The 18,582-nt window shown below is 67.7% G+C and carries 16 protein-coding genes; 11 read left to right on the plus strand and 5 right to left on the minus strand.

Features of this window, described 5'->3' with window-relative positions; all coding sequences use genetic code 11:
* Positions 1-1,292 (minus strand): ABC transporter permease (locus tag E3O19_RS12365; protein WP_134568029.1); only part of this gene is annotated, 1,292 nt, incomplete at its 3' end.
* 173 nt (positions 1,293-1,465) lie between these two features.
* Between E3O19_RS12365 and E3O19_RS12370 the strand changes: the two genes are divergently transcribed.
* The 3 genes from E3O19_RS12370 to E3O19_RS12380 all read left to right on the plus strand — a co-directional run bounded on the left by E3O19_RS12370 (position 1,466) and on the right by E3O19_RS12380 (position 5,471).
* Positions 1,466-2,212 carry a response regulator transcription factor gene (locus E3O19_RS12370; RefSeq protein ID WP_134568031.1) on the plus strand — a complete coding sequence of 249 codons (747 nt, stop codon included), beginning with the start codon at positions 1,466-1,468 and terminating at the stop codon, positions 2,210-2,212.
* Positions 2,212-3,690: a sensor histidine kinase gene (locus tag E3O19_RS12375; protein ID WP_134568033.1), complete on the plus strand. Its 1,479-nt coding sequence runs from the start codon at positions 2,212-2,214 to the stop codon at positions 3,688-3,690. Before E3O19_RS12370 ends, E3O19_RS12375 begins: the two co-directional genes overlap by 1 nt.
* Positions 3,691-3,779: 89 nt before the next feature.
* Positions 3,780-5,471 (plus strand): cation:proton antiporter, encoded by a 1,692-nt coding sequence (locus E3O19_RS12380; RefSeq protein WP_134568035.1) that lies wholly within the window; start codon positions 3,780-3,782, stop codon positions 5,469-5,471.
* Between the two features lie 143 nt (positions 5,472-5,614).
* On the opposite strand, the gene E3O19_RS12385 is transcribed toward E3O19_RS12380, so the two are convergent.
* Both E3O19_RS12385 and E3O19_RS12390 read right to left on the minus strand, forming a co-directional pair.
* On the minus strand, positions 5,615-6,061 hold the full coding sequence (locus E3O19_RS12385) for a MarR family winged helix-turn-helix transcriptional regulator (RefSeq protein ID WP_134568037.1): 447 nt from the start codon (positions 6,059-6,061) through the stop codon (positions 5,615-5,617).
* A 2-nt stretch (positions 6,062-6,063) separates the two neighbouring features.
* Complete coding sequence (locus E3O19_RS12390; protein WP_134568051.1) at positions 6,064-7,752, minus strand: MFS transporter; 1,689 nt, start codon at positions 7,750-7,752, stop codon at positions 6,064-6,066.
* Between the two features lie 404 nt (positions 7,753-8,156).
* On the opposite strand from E3O19_RS12390, the gene rplJ reads away from it, so the two are divergent.
* The 4 genes from rplJ to E3O19_RS12410 all read left to right on the plus strand — a co-directional run bounded on the left by rplJ (position 8,157) and on the right by E3O19_RS12410 (position 11,055).
* A complete protein-coding gene (gene rplJ, locus E3O19_RS12395) occupies positions 8,157-8,672 on the plus strand; it encodes a 50S ribosomal protein L10 (protein ID WP_104100771.1) in 516 nt (171 codons plus the stop codon).
* A gap of 52 nt (positions 8,673-8,724) precedes the next feature.
* Positions 8,725-9,108 (plus strand): 50S ribosomal protein L7/L12, encoded by a 384-nt coding sequence (gene rplL, locus E3O19_RS12400; RefSeq protein ID WP_134365672.1) that lies wholly within the window; start codon positions 8,725-8,727, stop codon positions 9,106-9,108.
* 157 nt (positions 9,109-9,265) lie between these two features.
* A complete protein-coding gene (locus tag E3O19_RS12405; protein ID WP_134568039.1) occupies positions 9,266-9,739 on the plus strand; it encodes a MarR family winged helix-turn-helix transcriptional regulator in 474 nt (157 codons plus the stop codon).
* A 74-nt stretch (positions 9,740-9,813) separates the two neighbouring features.
* Entirely contained in the window at positions 9,814-11,055 is a 1,242-nt protein-coding gene (locus tag E3O19_RS12410; RefSeq protein ID WP_134568053.1) for an MFS transporter, read from the plus strand.
* Between the two features lie 57 nt (positions 11,056-11,112).
* On the opposite strand, the gene E3O19_RS12415 is transcribed toward E3O19_RS12410, so the two are convergent.
* Complete coding sequence (locus tag E3O19_RS12415) at positions 11,113-12,150, minus strand: LacI family DNA-binding transcriptional regulator (RefSeq protein WP_134568041.1); 1,038 nt, start codon at positions 12,148-12,150, stop codon at positions 11,113-11,115.
* Positions 12,151-12,507: 357 nt separating this feature from the next.
* Here E3O19_RS12415 and E3O19_RS12420 point away from each other — a divergent pair, with 357 nt between their 5' ends.
* From E3O19_RS12420 to E3O19_RS12435, 4 genes are all read left to right on the plus strand, one after another.
* Positions 12,508-13,872 carry an ABC transporter substrate-binding protein gene (locus E3O19_RS12420; protein ID WP_134568043.1) on the plus strand — a complete coding sequence of 455 codons (1,365 nt, stop codon included), beginning with the start codon at positions 12,508-12,510 and terminating at the stop codon, positions 13,870-13,872.
* Between the two features lie 91 nt (positions 13,873-13,963).
* Entirely contained in the window at positions 13,964-14,935 is a 972-nt protein-coding gene (locus E3O19_RS12425) for a carbohydrate ABC transporter permease (RefSeq protein WP_134568045.1), read from the plus strand.
* Positions 14,932-15,912, plus strand: a complete 981-nt coding sequence (locus tag E3O19_RS12430; RefSeq protein ID WP_134568047.1) for a carbohydrate ABC transporter permease — start codon at positions 14,932-14,934, stop codon at positions 15,910-15,912. The genes E3O19_RS12425 and E3O19_RS12430 overlap by 4 nt, the downstream gene beginning before the upstream one ends.
* Before the next feature lie 170 nt (positions 15,913-16,082).
* A complete protein-coding gene (locus E3O19_RS12435) occupies positions 16,083-18,008 on the plus strand; it encodes an ABC transporter ATP-binding protein (protein WP_241981359.1) in 1,926 nt (641 codons plus the stop codon).
* A 31-nt stretch (positions 18,009-18,039) separates the two neighbouring features.
* On the opposite strand, the gene E3O19_RS12440 is transcribed toward E3O19_RS12435, so the two are convergent.
* Positions 18,040-18,582: DUF3105 domain-containing protein (locus tag E3O19_RS12440; RefSeq protein ID WP_134568049.1), on the minus strand; the 543-nt coding region annotated here is incomplete at its 5' end.

Raw genomic sequence — 18,582 nt, forward strand, 5'->3', positions numbered from 1 at the left:
CCGCGTCCGTCGCCGGGCCCGCCGGTGCCCGCGCCGGTGCCCGCGCCGGCGGCCGCGCTGGCCGTGCCTGCGGTCAGGGTCGGGGCGATGAGGTTGATCACGAGGATGCCGAGCAGGCCGATGGCGATGCCCGCTGCGCCGCCGATCAGGCCCTGCACGAGCGATTCACCGGCAACCTGCCGCACGATCCTGCCGTTGGACCAGCCGATCGCCTTCAGCGTTCCGAACTCCCGTGTGCGCCGGGTGACACCGGAGATAGTGAAAAGCACGGCGATCAGGAACGCCGCCGCGAGCACGATCAGAGACAGCCACAGACCCAGGTTCTTGACCAGGTCGGAGGCGCTGGACAGGGAACCGGAGACACCTGAGGCGAGGTCGGCCTGGGTCTTCACGGTCGCGGCCGGGAGTGCTTTCTCGATTTCGGCCTTCACCTGGGCGATGTCAGTGGACGACGACGCCTGCACGTAGATGTTGGAGACCTGACCGGTCAGTCCGGAGAGTGTCTGCGCCACGTCGATTGGGATGTAGACGTTTGCGGCCGTGGCGGCGTTGGCGGATTCCGCGGTCACGAGCCCGACGATGGTGAAGTCGGTCCCGGCGAGGGAGACGGTCCCGCCGGTGGCGAGCGACGACGAAGTCGCGTAGCTCGAGTCGAGCACGGCGACGTTGGCGCCGGCATCCGCCTTGGTGAGGGAGCGGCCGTCGGTGAGGCTTACCGCCGAGAGGGGCCCGACGGCCTCATCGGCCGGGTCGAGGCCGAGCACGGAGAAGGAGTCCACGTTGAACGAGCTGCCGCCGGCGCCATCCGACCCGCCCTCCGGCGGGGTGGTGCCCGCGGCGGTCCCGGTGCCCTGGGTGCGCGTGGGCAGCGCCCCGTTGAAGGTCGTGTTCTCCAGCGCGAGGGTGGCGGCCGCCCCGCTCACGTTGTCGACCGAGCCGACCGTGGCCAGGGCCGTCGACTCAAACGTCGACGTGCCGCGGGTTGCGGTCAGCCGGGACCGGCTGACCGTGGTGGTTTCGCCGCTCGCGTTGCCGTCGGCGGCGCCGAAATCGAACTTCTGCGGGCCGCCGCTGCTGTCCCCGGCGGTCGGCGCCGCCGGCATCTGGCTCACGGTGATATCGGTTCCGACGCCGTAGACGGATTCGAGCACGCTGGCCTGGGCGAGCTGCACCCCGCTGGATACGGCATTGACGATAATGACCAGGGCGATGGCCAGGGCCATGCCGGTCGCGACGATCGCGGTCTGCTTTCGACGGCCGGCGAGTTCCCGCCGTAGGTAAGTGATAAACATGGCTCTCCAGTTCCGGCGATGGGGCCACCGCCGAGACTGAAGCTACGAACGGGGCCTATGGCGGCGCTATCGGCACGCTATGAATCGGCCATAGAGGCGGGAATGGGCGTCTTCACAGGCAAGGCAGGGGATTCGCATAGCCGTTTCATAGTTGACTGAAGATACTGGAGAACATGAGTACTCGTGAGACCGACCATGCGGCCCGCGGCCCGCGACTGCACAAGGCGGACGGCAGCCCGATCCGGGTGCTGGTGGTGGACGATGAGCCGACCCTCACCGACCTGCTCTCAATGGCCCTGCGCTACGAGGGCTGGGAGGTGCGCACCGCCGGCGAAGGTCGGCAGGCGCTCACGATCGCGCGTGAGTTTCGGCCGGATGCGATCGTGCTCGACATCATGTTGCCCGACATCGACGGCCTACAGGTTCTGCAGCGGGTGCGTGCCGACGGCTACGAAACCCCGGTGCTCTTCCTCACGGCCAAGGACTCCCTCGACGACCGGATCGCCGGCCTGACCGCGGGCGGTGACGACTATGTCACCAAACCGTTCAGCCTCGAAGAGGTCGTCGCACGGCTGCGCGGCCTCATCCGCCGGTCGACGCTCGCCGTGTCGGACTCCACCGACCCGCGGATCTCGGTTGGCGACCTCACCCTCGATGAGGACAGCTACGAGGTGTCCAGGGCCGGCGTGCCGATCGAGCTGACCGCCACCGAGTTCGAGCTGCTGCGCTTCCTCATGCGCAACCCCCGCCGGGTGCTGAGCAAGGCGCAGATCCTCGACCGGGTCTGGAGCTACGACTTCGGCGGCAAGTCCTCGGTGGTCGAGATCTACATCTCCTACCTGCGCAAGAAGGTCGACGCCGGGCGCGAGCCGATGATCCACACCGTGCGCGGCGCAGGCTACATGCTGAAGACCGCCTGATGAAGGCCAGGCGGCTCCGCCGTCCCCGCGCGCCCTGGACGCTCCGCCGGCGGCTCGTGCTCGCCGTCGTAGGCCTGCTCGCGCTGGTCAGCGTCTCGATCGGCCTGGTCAGCGTAGCGATCCTCCGGGCGTCCCTGCTCGACGTCCTCGACCAGCAACTCGGCGCGGCGGCCGACCGTTCCCGCGCCGTGCTCGAGGGGCACCGGGACCTCGACGAGGGCTCCCCTGCGCTAACCACCCCGACGGCGGAGATGATCCTGAACGGCCCGGCCCAGCCGCCGGGAACCCTCGCGCTGGTCTTCGACGGGTCGAGCATCTCCTCCGGCTATACGACGGTCAGCGGCGACATTGCGGCGCTGAGCACGCACCAGAAGGAGATCCTCGCCCGGCAGATGCAACCGTCGCGGGCCGTGAGTATCGACCTCGACGGCTCTGTCGGCGATTACCGGATCATGGCCAACGTGAATCGCACCGGCGTGCTCTACCTGGTCGGGCTCCCGCTCGCCGGGGTGAACGGTACTGCCGCCCAGCTCGCGATCATCATCGGGGTGGTCTCCCTGGCCGGCATCATCGTGGTGGCGGTCCTGGCGCTGTGGATCGTGAGCCTCGCCCTCCGTCCGCTGCAGCGGGTCACGGAGACCGCGGCCAGGGTGGCCGAGCTGCCGCTGGACCGCGGGGAGGTCTCCCTGGTCGACCGGGTTCCGGCCGCCGACACCGACCCGCGCACCGAGGTCGGCAGGGTGGGATCAGCGCTCAACCGGATGCTCGACCATGTTGATGTGGCCCTGGAAACCCGGCAGGCCAGCGAGCGCAAGGTGCGCCAGTTCGTCGCGGATGCCAGCCATGAGTTGCGCACCCCGCTCGCCTCGATCCGCGGCTACTCCGAGCTCACCCGCCGCACCGGCCAGGACCTCCCGCCCGACGCCCTGCACTCGCTCGGGCGGATCGAATCGGAGTCGATCCGGATGACGGGCCTGGTCGAGGACCTGCTTCTGCTGGCCAGGCTCGACGAGGGCCGGGAGCTCGAACGCAGGCCGGTCGACCTGACCAGCCTGCTCGTCGACGTCGTCAGCGACGCCCACGCGGCCGGCCGCCATCGGGTCCTGGGGCTCGATCTGCCCGACGAACCGGTCCGGGTGGTCGGCGACACCGCGCGGCTGCATCAGGTCTTCGCCAACCTGCTCGCCAACGCCCGCATCCACACGCCGCCGGAGACGACGGTCGACGTCGCGCTCTCGATCCTGGGCGACCGGGCCGTGGTGACCGTGACGGATGACGGACCGGGCATCCCGGAGAACCTCCAGTCGACCCTGTTCGAGCGTTTCGCCCGCGGAGACAGCTCCCGCTTCCGGGGTACGGGCAGCACCGGCCTCGGCCTGGCCATCGCCCGCGCCGTGGTGACCGCCCACCACGGCGAGGTGACCGTGGATAGCCACCCGGGCCGTACGCGCTTCCGGGTGTCGCTGCCTCTGCGCTGAGCCGGGATTCCCGCGGATTCTGAGAACCCGCCCAGATCCGAGGGGCGTATTCCCTGTCGGTGCCGGGCCGCGAACCCTACGATGTGCCAGTGACCTACTCGCTCCTGGGAGTCCTCGGGATTCTGACTCTCGTCGGCGCCGCTGTCGTCGGGCCGAGGCTCGGCGTGGCGGCGCCCCTCGTGCTCGTTCTCGCCGGCGTCGCCGGGAGCCTGATCCCCGGCGTTCCCGCTGTCGTGATCCCCCCGGAGTTCATTCTCACCGCTGTTCTCCCACCACTTCTCTACGCGGGTGCCGTCAATATCCCCGTCGTCGACTTCCGCCGCAACGCGAAGGCCATCACCGGCCTCTCCGTGCTGCTCGTCATGGCCAGTGCCTTCATCATCGGCCTCCTGTTCCACTGGTTGCTCCCCGCGCTGAGCCTTCCGGCCGCGGTCGCCCTCGGCGCCGTCGTGAGTCCACCGGATGCGGTCGCCGCAACATCGATCGGGCGCCGGCTCGGCCTTCCGCCCAGGCTGGTCACGCTGTTGCACGGCGAGAGTCTCGTCAACGATGCCTCCGCCCTGGTCCTCCTGCGCTCGGCCGTGGCGGCGACGGCAGGCTCAGTCGCGTTCATCAACGTCATCGGCGACTTCGCCTACGCGGTCATCGCCGCCATCCTCATCGGGCTGGTCGTGGGGCAGGTGACGGTGTGGCTGCGGTCACATCTGGGCGATGTGGTCCTGAATACGACCATTTCCTTCGCCGTCCCGTTCCTCGCATTCATCCCGGCCAACGAGATCAAGGCGTCCGGGGTCCTCGCTGTCGTTGTCGCCGGAGTGGTGACCGGCCACAAAAGCGCTCGGCTCTTCTCTGCGCAGGACCGCATCAATCAGCGGCTCAACTGGCGGACCGCCCAATTCGTCCTGGAGAACGGAGTCTTCCTCGTCATGGGCTTTGGGCTGAAGGGTCTGGTCGACCAGGTGAAGGACGACCATTTCAGCGTGAGCCAGGCCATCGGGTTGGGTCTGCTCGCCACGCTTGTCCTGGCCGCGGTTCGCATTGCATTCGTGATCCCGCTGCTCGCGCTGCTGAGGAGAGATGAGAGCCGGGCAAGGGAGAAGGGCCCGGCCGTTTCTCTCGCCCGGTGGTGGCACCGGCCGGCCACGGACGGGCGGGTGACGCGCAAGGACCACCTCACCGTGAGGCGGAAGCGGGCCGATTTCGCGTTCGTGACGACGGAGGGGCTCGACTGGCGCGGAGGCGCCGTGCTGGCCTGGTCGGGCATGCGCGGTGTGGTCACCGTCGCGGCGGCTCACTCGCTTCCGGCCGTCACCCCTTATCGAGCGCAACTGCTGCTCATCGCTTTCACCGTCGCGATCGCCTCCCTGCTCGTCCAGGGCGGGACCCTCCCTCTCCTGATCAGGACACTGGGAATCACCGGGCACGATCAGGCGGCGGACCGCGAGGAGTTGTCGACCCTCGTCGCGGAGATGACGGGCGTCGGGCTGGCGGTGCTGGACAATCCCGCGGTTGCTCAGGACGACGGCCGCCGGTTCGATCCCGAGGTGGTGGAGCGGGTGCGCTCGGCACGCTCCCTCCGTGCGGAATCGCTGTCGGAGTCTCCGGACGAGAACGCTGCCGGACCGCAGGAACAGTATCGGGCGTTGCGACTCCGGGTGTTGCAGGCGGAACGTGCCGCACTGCTGGAAGCGAGGTCGACCGGCTCGTACAGTTCCCGGGTGGTCGAGCGCGCCCAGCACCTGCTGGACAGCGAGGAGTTCCGGCTCAGCGGATCCGATTAGCGCACGGCACGGCCGCCCAGTTCGCGATCATCATCGGAGTGGCCTCCCTGGAGACCCGGCAGGCCAGTGAGCCTAACGTGCGCCAGTGGCGCCCGGACAACGGCGCCGGTCCCGCGCTTTGAGGCCGGCCGCCCGGCGTGCGGCTACGGGGTGTTGAGCTTGGCCAGTAGCCGGGCCAGTTCGCGCAGTTCGTCGGCCGGCCAACTGCCCAGGCGGCGATGCACTATCGCCGTGTCGCCGGCCCGCACCTCGGCGAGCTTGCGCTCCGCGGTCGGCGTGACGGCCAGGAACCGCGCCCGGCCGTCGGCCGGATCGACCTGGGTCTCCAGCAGGCCCAGGTCGCAGAGCAGCCTGGCCTGGCGGCTGATCACGCTCTTGTCCACGTAGAGCGCCGCGGCCACGGCACTGGCGTGGGTGGGCCCGCACCGGGCCAGGAGGCGCAGCATCTTCAGCCCGAACGGCTGCAACGCCGGGTCGATGCTGAGGGCGGCGTCGCGCATGCTCGCCCGGATGTGCCCGGCGAGCACGCTCATCTGCTCCTCGACCTCGGCGATCGCGGTGCCGGTGTCGCCTTGGCTGGTCTGCGTCATGGTCACAGACTACGCAGGCCGGCCGGCGTCGGCTCGCCGCCGCCGCCGCCGAGAATCGTTCCGCTCGGATCGTTCAGGCCGACCGGCGTGAGGTCCGCGGCCGCCGCCCCCGCGTCGATCAGGATGTCCTCGACCAGCGCAATCTCGCGTGCGGCGGCGCCGTCGGCCGCGTCGGCGTGCGCCCTGGCGATCGCGGTGCGGGTGCCGAGCGACGCGTTGGGCAGCAGGGCCACGGCGATGAGGGTGACCACGGCCAGGGGCGCGCCGAGAAGGAAGACCGTGCCGACCCCCGAACCGTAGGCAGACTCGACCAGCACCCGGATCGCGGCGGGCAGCGCGGCGATGTGCGGGATGGCGCCCGAGCCGAGGCTCGCCCCGGCGGCCGCCTGGTTGGCCGGGCTCAACTGCCCGATCCCGGCGGTGATCTGCTGGGACACGACCGTGCCGAGCACGGAGCCGAGCACCGAGACCCCGATCGTGCCGCCCAGGCTGCGGAAGAAGGTGACCGCGCTGGTGGCCACCCCGAGGTTCGCGACCTCGACCCCGTTCTGCACGACCAACACGAGGTTCTGCATCAGCATGCCGAGCCCGGAGCCGAGCACGAACATGAAGATCCCGACGAAGAGCAGGCTCGTGGTGCTGGTCAGGGAGCCGAGCAGCAGCAGCCCGACGATGACGAGCACGCTACCGGAGACCATGATCGACTTCCACTTGCCGGTGCGGCTGATCAGGGTACCGAATGTGGTCGAGGAGACCAGGAAGCCGCCCATCATCGGGATGGTGAGCAGGCCGGACTGGGTCGGCGTCGCTCCGCGGGCGAGCTGCATGTACTGGCTCAGAAACACCGAGGTGCCGAACATGGCCACACCCACGGAGACGCTGGCGATGGTGGCCAGGGTGAACGTGCGGTCGCGGAACAGGCCGAGCGGGATGATCGGCTCCGCCACCCTGGACTCGACCACGACGGCCAGCACCAGGAGCAGCACCGCGCCGCCGACCATGACGAACGACGACACGGATGCCCACTCGAACTCCCTCCCGGCCAGGGTCACCCAGATCAGCAGCAGCGACACGCCCCCGGTGATCAGCACGGCGCCGAGATAGTCGATCCGCACCGCGCGACGGATCCGCTGGGGTAGGTGCAGGGTGCGCTGCAGCAGCACGATGGCCGCGATCGCGACGGGAAGAGCGATGAAGAAGTTCCAGCGCCAACCGAACGCATCCGTCACCACCCCGCCGAGGAGCGGGCCGCCGACAGTGCCGACGGCCATCACGGCACCGAACAGGCCGGCGTACTTGCCGCGGTCACGCGGGCTGATGATGTCGGCCATGATGATCTGGCTGAGCGCGGCGAGCCCGCCGGCGCCGAGTCCCTGCAGCACCCGGAAACCGATCAGGGTGGCGGTGTCCTGGGAGAGCCCGGCCAGTGCCGAGCCGAGAACGAACACGGCCAGGGCGAGCTGGATCAGCAGCTTGCGGTTGAACAAGTCGGCGAACTTGCCCCAGATCGGTGTGCTGACTGTGGTGGCGAGCAGGGTGGCCGTGATCACCCAGGTGTAGGCGGACTGGTCACCGTGCAGGTCGGAGAGGATGATCGGGAGCGAGGTGCTGACCACCGTTCCGGCCAGGATCGAGACGAACATGCCCAGCAACAGGCCCGACAGGGCCTCGAGCACCTGGCGTTTGGACATGGAACCGTCCGCGGAAATGGTGCGCGCGGCAAGCGCCGTGCGTGTAACGGACGGGGTGGTGGTGCGCGAGGCGCGTGGCATGGGACTCCCGGATGTAATTGACAAAGATCAACTATATCGGGTTAGTAGACTCAAGTCAACTAATTTTTGGGCACGGACGCGGGGCCGTCGATTTGCGGGCGGGGCCCTCGTCGCTTAGGGTGTTCCATAGCCAAAGACCGCCGGTTGTCTTCACTTCCACACAGGAAGCGTTGATCGAAGGTTCATTCACGTGAACGGCCCGCGCAGGAATCGAAGTAAGAACGCACTCCCCTGTGGATTGCCTCCCAGCTCCGGCGCTTGCGCTGGGGCTTTTTTCATGTCTGCGCCCCGGGCTACCGGCACATGAAACCAAGAGGAGCGCCATGGCGAACAAGGAAGCAACGGTCGCCGAGCTGACGGAGAAATTCCAGAGCTCGACCGCCGTTCTGCTCACCGAGTACCGCGGTCTCACTGTTGCGCAGCTCAAGTCGTTGCGCGTATCCATCAGTGCGGACGCCACGTACGCCGTGGTAAAGAACACGCTGACCAAGATTGCGGCCAACAACGCCGGCATCACGTCGTTTGACGACGAGCTTGTCGGTCCGTCCGCGATCGCCTTCGTGCACGGAGACCCCGTCGCCGTCGCGAAGACCCTGCGTGCCTTTACCAAGGCAAACCCTCTCCTGGTGGTGAAGGGTGGTTACTTCGACGGTAACCCGCTCACCGCTGCAGAGGTAGGCAAGCTCGCCGACCTCGAGTCCCGTGAGGTGCTGCTGGCCAAGCTGGCCGGCGCCTTCAAGGCCTCGCTGTTCGGAGCCGCATATCTGTTCAACGCGCCACTGTCGAAGGCTGTTCGCACCATCGACGCGCTGCGTGAGAAGCAGGAGTCCGCGAACTAGGCATCTGCCTGGCATCGCGGTGAGTAACTAAGAAACTATAGGGAGAAAAATCATGGCAAAGCTTTCCACCGAGGAATTGCTCGAACAGTTCAAGGGCCTCACCCTCATCGAGCTCTCCGAGTTCGTCAAGGCGTTCGAGGAGACCTTCGAGGTCACCGCCGCTGCTCCGGTCGCCGTTGCCGGCGCTGCTGGTCCCGCTGCACCCGCTGAAGAGGTCGAGGAGCAGTCCGCTTTCGACGTCATCCTCGAGGCTGTCGGCGACAAGAAGATCCAGGTCATCAAGGTTGTGCGCGAGCTCACCAGCCTGGGCCTCGGCGAGGCCAAGGCCGTCGTCGATGGCGCGCCGAAGGCCGTCCTCGAAGGCGTCTCCAAGGAGGCCGCTGAAAAGGGCAAGGCTGCTCTCGAAGCTGCCGGCGCCACCGCAGTCCTGAAGTAACCGGGCCCCGCTGGGGGTTCAGTCAGGTCGGACGGCGTCAGCCGTCCAACACGCCGAAGGGCGTCGCACCCAGCGGGTGCGACGCCCTTCGGCCGTTGAATCGGCCGATGCGTCGGGTCGATTCATTTTATATAGCCCGGCTATGTATAGTGGACGGATGCCTACAGACCTACACACCATCCTCGGCGACCTCGTCTCGGTGAACCACCGGTTGACCAGGGTCGCCGCCCACGCCGCGAACAACCCGGAATCCCCGGCCGTCTGGCGCACACTCAGTGTGCTGCTGCAGTCGGGCTCGATCCGCCTCGGCGCGCTCGCCAGTCGCAGCAGGGTCTCCCAGCCCACAGCCACCAAGCTGGTCAGCCACCTCGAGCTGCGCGGCTGGGCCACCCGCCTGGCCGACCCGCTCGACGCCCGCGTCTCCCAGACCGCGATCACCCCGGCCGGCGAAGCCGCTCTGCTCGACTGGCGGAGCGAGCTCGCTGCGGCACTGCTGCCGATGTTCGCCGACCTCCCCGCCGATGATGTCGCCACGCTCGAGCGGGCGATCTCGATCCTCCGCGACCGGGTGGAACGGAGCGACCCGTCCGACCCGTCCGGACTGGTCGTACCCTTCGGAGCCGCATCGTGAGCGGGGTCGTGAGCCGCGCCCAGGGGCGGGACGCCGCCGAGCAGCAGGATCTCGTCTCTGTGCCTGTCGTCTCTGTGCCTGCTGCCTCGCCGGAGCCCGCCCGGAGCATCCTGCACCAGCCGAGGGCGGTCTGGGCGGTCGCCTTCGCCTGCGTGATTGCGTTCATGGGGATCGGCCTGGTCGACCCCATTCTTCCGGCCATCGCCCGGGACCTCGCGGCAACGCCGACCGAGACCGAGATGCTGTTCACCAGCTACCTCGTGATCACCGGTATCGCCATGTTCTTCACGAGCTGGCTCTCCAGCCGGATCGGCGCCAAGCGAACCCTGCTGATCGGCCTCGCGCTGATCATCGTCTTCGCTCTCGCGGCCGGCCTGTCGCAGAATGTGGAGTCGATCATCGACTTCCGGGCCGGCTGGGGTCTCGGCAATGCGCTCTTCATCTCTACCGCGCTGGCCACCATCGTCGGTGCTGCCTCCGGTGGAACGTCGTCAGCGATCATCCTCTACGAGGCTGCGCTGGGCCTGGGCATCGCGATCGGACCGCTGATCGGCGGGTTGCTCGGCAGCCTGAGCTGGCGTGGCCCGTTCTTCGGCAGTGCGACGCTGATGGCGGTCGGATTCATCGCCATCGTCGTGATGCTGAAGTCCGAGCCGACCCGGCCGGCGCCCGTCCGCATTTCGGCCCCGTTCCGCGCGCTCGCCCGCCCCGGGCTCGGGGTGCTGGCCGCCGCTGCCTTCTTCTACAACATCGCCTTCTTCGTGCTGCTCGCGTACACCCCGTTCGCGCTCGTGCCGCTCGGCCTCGGCAGCGCCGTGACCCTCGGGCTGGTCTTCTTCGGCTGGGGGCTCTCGCTCGCGGTCACGTCGGTCTGGGTGGCGCCTCTGCTGACCCGTCGGATGCCGCGCACCCAGGTGCTCTGGATCGTGCTTCCGCTGCTCGCGCTCGATCTCGTGGCCGCTGCCGTGTCGATCGGGTCTGCTGTCGGCCTCGTCGCCTGCGTCGTCGTGGGCGGGCTACTGCTCGGCGTGCTCAACACGGTCCTCACCGAATGCGTGATGGAGGCCACCGACCTGCCGCGATCCGTCGCGAGCTCGGCGTACTCCGGGGTGCGCTTCCTCGGTGGGGCCATCGCGCCGCCGGCCGCGACACTGCTGGCGGCATCGGTCGGGCCGGCCTCTCCGTTCGTGGCCGCCGCGGCATCCGTGCTCGTCGCCGTGGCGATCCTCGTCGTCGGGCACCGGCACCTGGCCCGGGCCAACGGGCAGGTCGACCCGCTCGAGGAAGCCGAGGCGATCGGGGCCGGCGACAGCTGAGCGGGCGAACCCGCGGTCACCGGCCGGGTGTCTCCTGGTGTCAGGCGGCGCGGGGTCTCAGTCGGGTGAGCCGCCGAGCGGGCTCCGAGGTGCACTCGTGCTCGAGCGGAAGACCAGGTTGGTCGGCAGCACGGTCAGCTGGTCGGACTCTTCCCGGTGCGTGGGTGATTCGAGCTCGGCCAGGAGGGTGTCCACGGCGAGCCGCCCCTGGCGCCGCGGGTGCTGCTCCAGTGTGGTCAGGCGGAACATGTCGGCGTACGGATGCCCGTCGATGCCGATCACGGACAGGTCTGCCGGCACCTGGATGCCCAGTTCCCTGGCCGCGACGATGAGACCGATCGCGATCTCGTCGCTCGCGGCGAAAACGGCCGTCGGCCGGCTACGCGGGTCGCCGAAGACGGAGAGCCCAACCAGGTAGCCACTCGGCATCGTGAACTCGCAGGGGAAGAAGGCGCCCTCGGTGCGACAGCCGGCCTCGTGCATGGCCGCGTAGAACCCGGTCAGCCGCTGGCTGTGCACCTTGAAGTCCATCTCATCGGTCTGGTTGCCGCCGATGTGCAGGATGTCGTGGTGCCCGAGGCTGAGCAGATGCTCGGTGGCGAGCCGGGCGGCGGCGACGTCGTCGATCGCGATCGTCTGCACTCCCCGGATCGGCCCACCGATGCCGACGAGTGGGCGGCCGAGCCGGTGCAGGTGGTCCACCTCTCCCTCGCTGAGCGCGACTCCCACCGAGATCACGCCGTCGAACCGCTTGCGGGCGAGGAAGTACTCGAAGACGCTGTCCCGCTCGGGCGAGGAGGCGGGCAGGTTATAGAGGGTCATGTCGTAGCCCTCGGCGAGGAGCGCCTCTTCCATGCTCTCGAGCACCTCGGAGAAGAACCAGCGGCTGATGAACGGAATGATGACGCCGATGCTCTTGGTGCGGCCCGTGACCAGGCTGGCGGCATTGGGGGAGGCGACGTAGCCGATCGCTCTGGCTGCGGCGACAACCTTGAGCCTGGTCACCTCCGACACGTAGCCTCGGCCGCTCAGGGCACGGGAGGCGGTGGCTTTCGCCACACCGGCGAGGCGGGCGACATCCGCGATCGCGCTCATACCGGCCTCCGTCGTTGGTTGTGCTGACGACAGACTAGCGGAAATCTCCTCGTTCTGGAACCGGTTCCATGAATATCTTCCCCTTGGGCTGCCCGAGCCTGTCCTGCCGCCGCCGACAGCGCCCTCAGACGATCTTTTTCAATTTGTGACCACATCGGTCTTGCGGATCAAGGGGGTTGTGCCGTACCTTGTGGTGTGGAACCGGTTCCCTATATGACCGCTTGCAGGGCCTGAATTCCGCGAATCACGGCATCACATCACCGCATCGATTGCACCGCACCACCACCCGCATCACATTTCGGTGTCCGCGAACCGCGTTCGCCCGCACCCCAGCACCACTCAATGAGGAGGAAACGCATGAGCGTGAATCACTACCGCCGGCTGGCTGTCCCCGTGGCCACCGCCGCAGTCATCGGACTCGCCCTGACCGCCTGTACGGGAGACATCGCCGCACAGGACACGTCGAAGACGAATTGTGCGGACTATTCGAGTTACGGAACCTTCAAGAACAACCCGGAGGTCAAGATCGGCGGCACCATCCAGGACGTCGAGGCGGACCGCCTCGTGAGTTCTTGGAAGGACTTCGAAGCCTGCACGGGGATCAAGGTCTCCTACCAGGGCACGAAGGAATTCGAGGCCCAGATCGCGGTGCTCGCCGAGGGCGGCAATGCCCCCGACATCGGGATCATCCCGCAGCCCGGACTCTTCAACAAGCTTGCGGATGCCGGCTTCCTCAAGAAGGCGCCCAAGGCCGTCGAGGCCAACGTCGACAAGTGGTGGTCAAAGGACTGGAAGGGCTACGGCACGGCAGCCGACGGAGCCTTCTACGCCGCGCCCCTGATGGCAAGCGTCAAGGGTTACGTCTGGTACTCGCCCGCCGAATTCAAGGCCAAGGGCTACGAGACCCCCAAGACGCTCGACGAGCTCATGACCCTGACCAAGAAGATCGCGGCGGACGGTGACCACAAGCCGTGGTGCGCCGGTGTCGGCTCCGGTGACGCCACCGGCTGGGCGGGCACCGACTGGGTCGAGGACTACGTGCTGCGCCAGGCCGGCGCCGACACCTACGACAAGTGGATCAAGCACGAGATCCCGTTCAACGACCCGGCGATCGCCAAGGCGTTCGACTCGGTCGGCTCGATCCTCAAGAACCCGGACTACGTGAACGGTGGACTCGGCGACGTGTCATCGATCATCTCGACCGAGTTCGGCGACGCGGGCCTCCCGATCCTCGACGGCAAGTGCTCGTTGCACCACCAGGCCTCCTTCTACGAGGGCTTCTGGAAGAAGGCTGACGGCTCAAAGGTGACGGTTTCCCCCACCGGCGATGTCTATGCGTTCCTCCTGCCACCCGTCAAGGCCGGCGGCGAGCAGGCAGTCACCGGCGGCGGCGAGCTCGTCGGTGCGTTCAAGTCGAGTGACCAGATCACCGCGGTGCTCAGCTACCTCTCGAGCGACACCTGGGCGAACAACCGGGTCAAGGAGGGCGGCGTGATCAGCGCCAACACCGGCCTCGACCCGAAGAACGCCTCGAGCGACCTCCTGGCCCAGAGCATCAAGATTCTGCAGGACCCGAAGACGGTCTTCCGCTTCGACGGCTCCGACCTCATGCCGGGTGCCGTGGGCACGGACTCATTCTGGAAGGGCATCGTGTCCTGGCTGAGTGGCGATGGCACCTCCAAGGTGCTCGACACCATCGAGGCAAGCTGGCCGAAGAGCTAGTTGTCGCTCTGAGTACGTGGCGCGGGCACGCCGGACAACGGCGGGCCCGCCCCCTACCCTCATCCATTCGTGACACTGAAGGGACCGGCCGATGACGACCGCGGACTTACTCGGAAAAATAATTCAGGTGGTGGGCGCCCTCGCCGCCTTCTCCCTCGTGATCGGGCTCGTTCTCTTTCTGATCGACAGGGCGCCCAAACGCGGGCGCGACTACTGGCAGCTCGCCTTCTTCATCGCGCCGGCGCTCATCCTGCTCGGAGTGGGCCTCATCTACCCGGCGTTCCGTACCTCGCTCCTGGCGTTCACGAACAGCTCCGGGAAGTGGGTCGGCGGTGAGAACTTCGTCTGGATGTTCACCCAGCCGGCCGCCCTCATCACGCTCGGGAACACGCTCATCTGGGTGGTCCTCGTGCCGACCGTCGCCACCGCGATCGGCCTCGGCTACGCCGTGTTCATCGACAAGTCACGCGGTGAGAAGTACTTCAAGGCCCTCGTCTTCATGCCGATGGCCATTTCCTTCGTCGGCGCCGGCATCATCTGGCGTTTCATCTACGACTACCGGGTCGCGGGCAACGCGCAGATCGGCCTGCTCAACCAGATCGTGGTCTGGTTCGGCGGTCAGCCCGTGCAGTGGCTGCAGACCACGCCGATCAACACCTTCCTCTTGATCGTCGTGATGATCTGGATCCAGACCGGATTTGCAATGGTCATCCTTTCTGCGGCGATCAAGGGCATCCCGACCGAGCAGGTCGAGGCCGCCGAACTCGACGGCACGAACGCGTGGCAGCGGTTCACGAACGTGACGCTTCCCGGTATCCGTGGTTCGCTCGTCGTCGTGATCACGACAATCTCGATCGCGACCCTGAAGGTGTTCGACATCGTGCGCACGATGACCGCCGGTAACTTCAATACGAGCGTCATCGCGAACGAAATGTACACCCAGGCCTTCCGGGCCGGCGAGCAGGGCCGCGGCGCCGCGCTCGCGATCGTGCTGTTCCTGATGGTGCTGCCGATCGTCATCTACAACGTCAGAATCTTGCGCAAGCAGAGGGAGATCCGATGAGCGACAATGTGGTCGACCTGCCCATTGCGGGCACCAGGAAGAGTGCGACGGATGCCGTGGTGGTCGGCGCCAAGTCCACGCGCGTCAAGAAACGCCTGACCTCGCGCACCGCGACGATCGTGTCGCTCGTGATCGCCGTGCTCTGGACCCTGCCCACCTTCGGTCTCTTCGTCTCCTCCTTCCGTCCGGCCGGGCTGATCACCACGACGGGCTGGTGGACGATCCTGCAGAACCCGGGTTTCACGCTCGACAACTATAAAGAGGTGCTCCTCTCGACCTCGCAGTCGTCGCCGCAGCTGGGCGCCTACTTCGTGAACTCGCTCGCGATTGCCATCCCGGCGACAATCTTCCCCCTCGTGATCGCGTCGATGGCCGCGTACGCCTTCGCCTGGATCAAGTTCCGGGGCAGCGGGGCGCTCTTCGTGCTGATCTTCGCCCTCCAGATCGTGCCGCTGCAGCTCGCGCTCATCCCCCTGCTGCAGATGTTCACGGCGCTGCTCCGGCCGGGGCAGGAGGCGCTGCACCAGTTGATTCCGATGATCCCGGCGCAGAACTACCTGCCGGTGTGGATCGCCCACACGATCTTCGCGCTGCCGCTGGCGATCTTCCTGCTGCACAACTTCATCTCGGAGATCCCCGGTGAGGTGATCGAGGCCGCGCGCGTCGACGGTGCGAGCCACGGACAGGTGTTCTTCCGGATCGTGTTGCCGCTCGCGGTGCCCGCGCTCGCATCCTTCGCGATCTTCCAGTTCCTCTGGGTCTGGAACGACCTGCTCGTGGCGCTGATCTTCTCCGGCGGCACACAGGACGTCGCACCGCTCACCCAGCGGCTGGCCGAACTCACGGGTACCCGCGGTCAGGATTGGCAGCGACTCACGGCCGCTGCCTTCGTGTCGCTCGTGGTGCCGCTCATCGTGTTCTTCAGCCTCCAGCGCTACTTCGTGCGCGGCCTCCTCGCCGGCTCGACGAAGGGGTAGCCCGGCATCGCCGGAAATCGACCATTCCCGTCCCGCCCCGCTGGGCCGGCCCCGCCGTCCGCGGCGTGGGGGCGGGCGAAAATCGTCGTACCGGGCGGCGCGAGCGTTGACCGGCGCCCTGACGCTGACTCCCGGATCATTAAGCCGCCTAGGGAGCTTAGAGTGAATCCATGAGTGGAATGCACGGCGGAAGCAGCCCGCGCCAGGCCGGTCAGTACGGACGCCCCCGAGGCCGTGTCAGCGGCGGGGATGCCGTGGCCCAGCGGGCGGAGAACGCAGAGGCGCCGCGCATCCCGAACCTGCTGCGCCGCATCGGCTCACTCTTCGAACCCCACCGCCGGGACCTGTCGATCACCGTCGTGCTGGTCTTCATCAGCGCCGCGCTGTCGGTGGTGCCGCCGCTGCTGGTGCAGCGCGCCTTCGACGAAGGCCTCTTCCCGCCGGGCGGCAACCCGAACCTGCCGCGACTGGCCACCCTGGTCGGCCTGATGATCGGCATCTACCTGGGTTCTCAACTGCTCGGCGTGTGGCAGACCTGGCTCACCGCCACCGTGGGCAACTCGGTGATGGGTGCGCTCCGCGTGCGCCTGTTCACCCACCTGCAGGCGATGGAACTCAGCTTCTTCACCAAGACGAAGACCGGCATCATCCAGTCCCGGCTGCAGAACGACGTCGGCGGGGTGGCGAGCGTGCTCACCAACACCATCTCCAGCCTCCTCGGCAACGTGGTCACCGTGATCGCGGCCCTCGTCGCCATGCTGCTACTGAACTGGCAGCTCGCCATCGTGGCCGTGATCCTGATGCCCGTCCTCGTCATCGCGCAGCGCCGGGTCGGCCAGGTGCGCGCCCGGATCGCGTCGAAGACCCAGGAGTCGCTCTCCGACATGACGGCCATCACCCAGGAGACTTTGAGCGTGTCGGGCATCCTGCTCTCGAAGAGTTTCACCAGGCAGCAGGCGGAGATCCGCCGTTACTCCGACGAGAACGACAACCAGGTGCGGCTGCAGGTCAGCCAGCAGATGAGCGGCCAGTGGTTCTTCGCCATGGTGAGCATCTTCCTCTCCAGCATCCCCGCGATCGTCTATCTGGTTGCCGGCCTGCTGATGTTCAACGGCACCACGGATGTCACGCCTGGCACGATCGTCGCATTCACCACTGTGCAGTCCCGCCTGCTGTTCCCGCTGCTCGGGCTGATGCGGGTGGCGCTCGACCTGCAGACCTCCAGCGCCCTGTTCGCCCGCATCTTCCAGTACCTCGACCTCACACCCGCGATCAGCGACGCTCCGACCGCCGGGGACGTTCCGGCCGCCGGCGAGGCGACCGGCCGGGTCGAGTTCGACGCCGTCACGTTCGCCTACCCGGATGCCGCGGCCGATTCCCGGCCGACCCTCGACGCCGTCTCGTTCCGGATCGAACCGGGCGAATTCGCGGCCTTCGTCGGTCCATCCGGGGCCGGCAAGACCACGGTGTCCTACCTGATCCCGCGCTTCTACGAGGCCTCTGCCGGTCGGGTGCTGTTCTCCGGTGTGGACGTGCGGGACCTGCGGCAACAGTCACTCGTCGCCCACATCGGCATCGTCAGCCAGGAGACCTATCTTTTCCACGCCACGATCGCCGAGAACCTGCGCTATGCGAAACCGGATGCCACCGATGCCGAACTCGAGACTGCGGCGCGTTCCGCGAGCATCCATGACACCATCGCCTCGTTCCCCGAGGGCTACGCCACAGTCGTGGGCGAGCGAGGCTACCGGCTCTCCGGCGGCGAGAAGCAGCGGATCGCGATCGCGCGGGTGCTCCTGAAAGACCCCGAGGTGCTCATCCTCGACGAGGCGACGAGCGCCCTCGACTCCATCTCCGAGCGCATCGTGCAGACCGCGCTGGACACGGCATCCCGGGGGCGTACGACCATTGCCATCGCACACCGGCTGTCGACGATCGTCTCCGCCGATGTGATCTTCGTCGTGGACGGCGGCCGGGTGGTGGAAAGCGGCACCCACGCCGCGCTGCTCGTGGCGAACGGCGTCTATGCGCGGCTCTATGCCGAGCAGGTCACGGCGCCGGTACCGTCGCCGTCCCGGCTGCTCCCCGCGGAGTAGCTCGCGTCCTCCACCCTGCGCGGGCGGCTGCCTAGCCGACCTTGCCGGGGGCACCCCGGCCGCCCGAGCAGGATCGGCCGGACTCGGGCGCGGTCGGACCGTTCAGGTAGGCGGCGGTGAAGGCCGGGATGCGCGGGTCGGCAGCCGATTCCAGCCTGAGCTGCACATTCCACGCCGTCAGCACGATTGGTGAGCCCACGCCGGGGTAGGGCGAAACGACCACGTGTTCGCCGGGTAGTGCGGCGCGAAGCACCGCCACCTCTGACGGGGCGAGCGCCGGGTCGTAGGTCGCCCAGACCGCGCCGTGCTCGAGCGAGTGCACGGCATTCTCATTCGGCACGGCCCGGTCGTAGACGCCACAGTTCAGCCAGACGGGGCTGTGCGGTCCGCCCGCGGGCGGGGTCTGTGGGTAGGTCACCGCGGAAGGGACGTGACTGGGTACGTTGGCGAACGTCTCCAGCCCGAGGATCGGGGCCGGGCCGGTGGGGGCGGGGGCAGCCGGCGCGGATGGGCCGCCCGGGCTCGGCGTCGCGCCTGCTCCCGCGGTGCCGACCGATTCGCCCGGCGCGCTCGC

The organism is Cryobacterium algoritolerans (assembly GCF_004402785.1).
In the GTDB taxonomy this organism is placed as follows: Bacteria; Actinomycetota; Actinomycetes; order Actinomycetales; family Microbacteriaceae; genus Cryobacterium; species Cryobacterium algoritolerans.

Bases quoted from the DNA above. Each gene is read 5' to 3' on its own strand.
- E3O19_RS12370 (WP_134568031.1), top strand. From the start codon at position 1,466: ATGAGTACTCGTGAGACCGACCATGCGGCCCGCGGCCCGCGACTGCAC.
- E3O19_RS12375 (WP_134568033.1), top strand. From the start codon at position 2,212: ATGAAGGCCAGGCGGCTCCGCCGTCCCCGCGCGCCCTGGACGCTCCGC.
- E3O19_RS12385 (WP_134568037.1), bottom strand. From the start codon at position 6,061: ATGACGCAGACCAGCCAAGGCGACACCGGCACCGCGATCGCCGAGGTC.
- E3O19_RS12390 (WP_134568051.1), bottom strand. From the start codon at position 7,752: ATGTCCAAACGCCAGGTGCTCGAGGCCCTGTCGGGCCTGTTGCTGGGC.
- rplJ (WP_104100771.1), top strand. From the start codon at position 8,157: ATGGCGAACAAGGAAGCAACGGTCGCCGAGCTGACGGAGAAATTCCAG.
- rplL (WP_134365672.1), top strand. From the start codon at position 8,725: ATGGCAAAGCTTTCCACCGAGGAATTGCTCGAACAGTTCAAGGGCCTC.
- E3O19_RS12405 (WP_134568039.1), top strand. From the start codon at position 9,266: ATGCCTACAGACCTACACACCATCCTCGGCGACCTCGTCTCGGTGAAC.
- E3O19_RS12415 (WP_134568041.1), bottom strand. From the start codon at position 12,150: ATGAGCGCGATCGCGGATGTCGCCCGCCTCGCCGGTGTGGCGAAAGCC.
- E3O19_RS12420 (WP_134568043.1), top strand. From the start codon at position 12,508: ATGAGCGTGAATCACTACCGCCGGCTGGCTGTCCCCGTGGCCACCGCC.
- E3O19_RS12425 (WP_134568045.1), top strand. From the start codon at position 13,964: ATGACGACCGCGGACTTACTCGGAAAAATAATTCAGGTGGTGGGCGCC.
- E3O19_RS12430 (WP_134568047.1), top strand. From the start codon at position 14,932: ATGAGCGACAATGTGGTCGACCTGCCCATTGCGGGCACCAGGAAGAGT.
- E3O19_RS12435 (WP_241981359.1), top strand. From the start codon at position 16,083: ATGAGTGGAATGCACGGCGGAAGCAGCCCGCGCCAGGCCGGTCAGTAC.